Raw genomic sequence first — 3,903 nt, forward strand, 5'->3', positions numbered from 1 at the left:
CGCCGGTGATCGGACTTTCGCCGAATGGCGTGAAAATCATGGTGGCGACGCAGCCGGTCGACTTCCGGCGCGGCATGAATGGTCTGGTGGCCCTGGTGGCGTCAGCGCTTGCGGCCGATCCCTATTGTGGCGACGTGTTCGTGTTCCGCGCCAAGCGTCTCGATCGCCTTCGCTGCATTTATTGGGACGGATCAGGCATGATCCTGGCGACGAAATGGCTTGAGGCGGGCAAGTTCGTTTGGCCGCCGATCCGCGATGGCGCGATGCAAATGAGTAGCCAGGAGTTCTCGCTTTTGCTGGCCGGCATTGACTGGACGCGCGTCAAACGAAACGCAGTAAAGCGGCCGACGAAAGCAGGCTGATCCTATTGGTTTTGCTTGAAGATTCAGGCTTGTATGGTAGGGTCTGCCATGCCGCTTCGACCCGACCCCTTGCCTCAGGATGCCGCGCAATTGAGCCGGATCATTCTCTCGCTCGATGCAGAGAATGCCGACCTCAAGGCGCGCGTTGCCTTCTTGGAGCAGCAGCTCTTTGGGCCGAAATCGGAGAAAATGACGACGCTCGACCCGACCCAGGCGACACTCGACCTAGGCGATCTCAGCCCCATTCCCGAGGCGGCCAATGATGATGTCGCGCCCGTCGCCGAGGAGACAACGCAGGCTCGACGGGCGCCATCGCGTAACATCGGTCGTTTGCCCAAGCACCTTCCCCGGTATGACGAGGTCATCGAGCCGGAGAGCAAGATATGCCCGTGCTGTTCGTTCGAACTGCATTGCATCGGCACGGATGTCAGCGAGGCGCTCGACATCGTGCCGGCGGTTGTCCGGGTGAAACGGACGCTCCGGCCGCGCTATGCCTGCCGGGCCTGCGAAAGCGTCATCGTGCAAGCGCCCGCGCCGGCGCGTGTGATGGACGGCGGCATGGTGACCACGGCCTTCGCTGCCCATGTCGCCGTTTCGAAGTTTGCCTGGCATTTGCCGCTGCATCGCCAGGCGCAGATGCTTGCCTCCTGCGGCGTGATCATCGATCGCGGCACGCTCGGCGCCTGGGTGACGCGGGTCGCCTGGTGGCTCGAGCTTCTCTACGACGCACTTACCGCCTTCATCCGCTCCCAGCCAAGGGTGTTCTGTGACGAGACGCCGCTTCCGCGGCTCGATCCGGGGCGCAAACGCACCAAGCTTTGCCAACTTTGGGCGCAGGCGGTCGACGATCGGCCATGGAATGGTCCGGCGCCGCCGGCGGTGGCCTATATCTTTGCCGAAAGCCGCAGCGCTCGTGAGGTCGAGGGGCAACTGTCGTCGTTTGCCGGCGTGCTTCAGGTTGATGGCTATCAAGCCTATAAAACCTTGGCCAAGCGCCGGGGAAAGAGCAATGTTGCGCCGCTGCGGCTGGCCTTCTGCCTTGCCCATGCGCGACGCAAGTTCGTCGATGTCGTCAAGCTGAGCGGCTCCTCGGAGGCGCTGTCGATCTTGGCCAGGATCGCCGAGGTCTATCGCATCGAAGCGAAGATCCGAGGCGAGAATGACGATACCCGGTTGAGGGTGCGGCGTCGCGAGGCAGCGCCCATCATGAGCGAACTGAAGGCCCAGCTCACCGAACTGAGCGACGAGGTGTCGGCAAAATCGGCGCTGGGCAAGGCCGTCACCTACACGCTCAACCACTGGAACGGACTGGCAGCCTTCCTGGAGGATGGCCGGATCGAAGTGGACTCCAATGTGGTCGAGCGTTCGATGAAATCGGTGGCCCTGACGAGGAAGAATTCGTTGTTCGTGGGCAATGAGCGCGGTGGCAAGACCTTCGCGGTCCTGTCATCGCTCGTCAACACAGCAAAGCTCAATAGTGTTGACCCCGAGGCCTGGTTAGCCGATGTGCTGGAACGCATCATCTCCGGCAAAGTGAAAGCCAGCGAGATGGAAAGTCTCCTCCCTTGGAACTGGAAGGCTGAGCGCGAGGCGATGACAGAGCAGGAGCGACGGGCGGCATGACGCACAACAACCAGGGCATGACGACCGCACGACCGAAGCTTGATGATGAGGCGTTCGAGGCGTTTATCAGGGCACGTCGTCCAGCATCGCCAATCTGGTCAATGAGCGGTCTCGATGGTTATCTTACGGCTCTCATCATCGGCCCGAAGTTCATCGACCCACGCAAATGGATCCCGGAACTGACCGGTCCGGATGCGCTGAACCTGCCGATGGAGACAACAGAACATCGGGCCGTACAGACGATCGTTGCTGAGTATAACCGCATCTCGGCGAGCCTTTCCGAAAGACCGAAAGACCATCGGCCCAGGTTCACCAGGATCGATGATCAGACCTTTGATCAGTTCGATTGGGACCTCTGCTTTTTGTTGGGAACAGGATACGCGCCGAGGCTTTGGCAGCCGGTCCTTCGAGGTCATGCCGGGACTGGCGATATCATCGCGCCCATCCGCAGGCTTGGCGAGACAAAACGAAAAGCGACCCGCCAGGATGCTGCTGACGTCGCCGAAGCACTCGTCAATATCCGAACCTACTTTATGCCGAAGCGGGCAAAACAGAAGTTCTGAACGAGAGCCAGAAACCTATTTAGTCAATCACGAAAGCCGTGGGCCATTCGTTGCGCTCACGCACGAACCTATCAGGCTGGACATCCACGCCTGGGAACCGGACAGCAAATTTTTCAAGATCTTCCCAATGCGTCGTCGCTTGCTTTCCGTCGAGGAGATTTGCAAGCGCAAGGGCTTCAGCACCGGTGTCGAACCCGCAAATCAACTTCGAGCTTCTGGCTGCCACCCTGATGTAGCTCCGAACAGCCGAGGTACAATGTTTCTCGACATTGAAAGAACCCACCACGAACGTAACATCTTGGGAAGTTCTATCTTTAATTGAGCCGTTAGCATTTATGGCCGTTTCCGACGTTGTTACGATTGGTTCCCCGTCTACCGAGATCACTCGCCATACATAGTGCTTCGTACCGCCAAGTCTGTTTGCTGCGCGCATCGGGTCGATAGTTGCTGCAAACGTCATCAATGATGCCTCTGGCAGCACCAGTATAGTGACTTGAAGCGGAAGGTCGGACTTGTTGAAGATCATTTTGCGCTCTGCGCTAATCTCATTGCGCATAATGCAAAGCGCGGGCGCTTTTGCAAGCTCAATATCAGTCTCAGAAGTCACTAACGAAAACCGTCTAATTGAAGCTACGCCTTGGTTAACGGGCTGCGTCACTTAATTCGTCGCCTCTAGACCCGGGACAGTTCGGAGAAGAAATGCCAAATTCATTGCGTGTCTTGATCACAGCGGCGTGTTCCGGAATAGGCAGGGAAATCGCGAAAGCCTACTTAGATGCTGGCCACGTCGTGCACGTTTGCGACATTTCTCCAGCCGAAGCGGATCCTCCTTCGACAAACCTCAGGGTTTCAAAGGTTGACGTGACAAATTCTCAGCAGGTTGCCGAGTGGGTTAGCCGCGCCGAACGCGATATGGGCGGAGTTGATGTTTTGATTAACAATGCGGGGATTGCTGGCCCCACTGCGCCCGTTGAAAGTGTGGATCTCGAGGATTGGCGCAACTGTCTTTCTGTCGGCGTAGACAGTCATTTTCTTACGATTCATCACGTCGTGCCGATCATGAGGCGCCAAAATAGCGGTACGATCATCAATATCTCATCCACCGCCGGCCAATTTGGATATCCTCTGCGGACCCCTTATGCCGCCGCCAAGTGGGCCGTGATTGGCCTGACAAAATCGTTGGCCATCGAGTTGGGTAGCGCCAACATCACCGTGAACGCTGTTTGTCCAGGTTCTGTCTCGGGCGATCGGATGACGAGGGTTATTGAACGTGAAGCACAGCTCCGCGACGTGACCACCGAGTTCGTACAAGGCGAGTATATAAACGGGCAGTCTATCAAGAGGTTTACAGACCC

5 protein-coding genes are annotated in these 3,903 nt (G+C 57.9%); 4 read left to right on the forward strand and 1 reads right to left on the reverse strand.

All coding sequences use genetic code 11. From position 1 onward, the window contains the following. Window positions 1-5: 5 nt before the first annotated feature. From tnpB to I8N66_RS36385, 3 genes are read left to right on the forward strand one after another with little or no spacing between them, the layout of a single operon-like run. Complete coding sequence (gene tnpB / locus I8N66_RS36375) at window positions 6-362, forward strand: IS66 family insertion sequence element accessory protein TnpB (RefSeq protein ID WP_291165224.1); 357 nt, start codon at window positions 6-8, stop codon at window positions 360-362. A 48-nt stretch (window positions 363-410) separates the two neighbouring features. Continuing rightward, on the forward strand, window positions 411-1,985 hold the full coding sequence (locus I8N66_RS36380) for an IS66 family transposase (protein ID WP_291165213.1): 1,575 nt from the start codon (window positions 411-413) through the stop codon (window positions 1,983-1,985). Beyond that, entirely contained in the window at window positions 1,982-2,548 is a 567-nt protein-coding gene (locus I8N66_RS36385; RefSeq protein ID WP_291165216.1) for a UPF0149 family protein, read from the forward strand. Before I8N66_RS36380 ends, I8N66_RS36385 begins: the two co-directional genes overlap by 4 nt. 19 nt (window positions 2,549-2,567) lie before the next feature. Here I8N66_RS36385 and I8N66_RS36390 read toward each other — a convergent pair whose 3' ends face one another. Further along, a complete protein-coding gene (locus tag I8N66_RS36390) occupies window positions 2,568-3,206 on the reverse strand; it encodes an AraC family transcriptional regulator (RefSeq protein ID WP_291165219.1) in 639 nt (212 codons plus the stop codon). Window positions 3,207-3,247: 41 nt separating this feature from the next. On the opposite strand from I8N66_RS36390, the gene I8N66_RS36395 reads away from it, so the two are divergent. Beyond that, window positions 3,248-3,903: SDR family oxidoreductase (locus tag I8N66_RS36395; RefSeq protein WP_291165222.1), on the forward strand; the 656-nt coding region annotated here is incomplete at its 3' end.

This window comes from Ensifer sp. SSB1, assembly GCF_016652895.1.
GTDB lineage: Bacteria > Pseudomonadota > Alphaproteobacteria > Rhizobiales > Rhizobiaceae > Ensifer.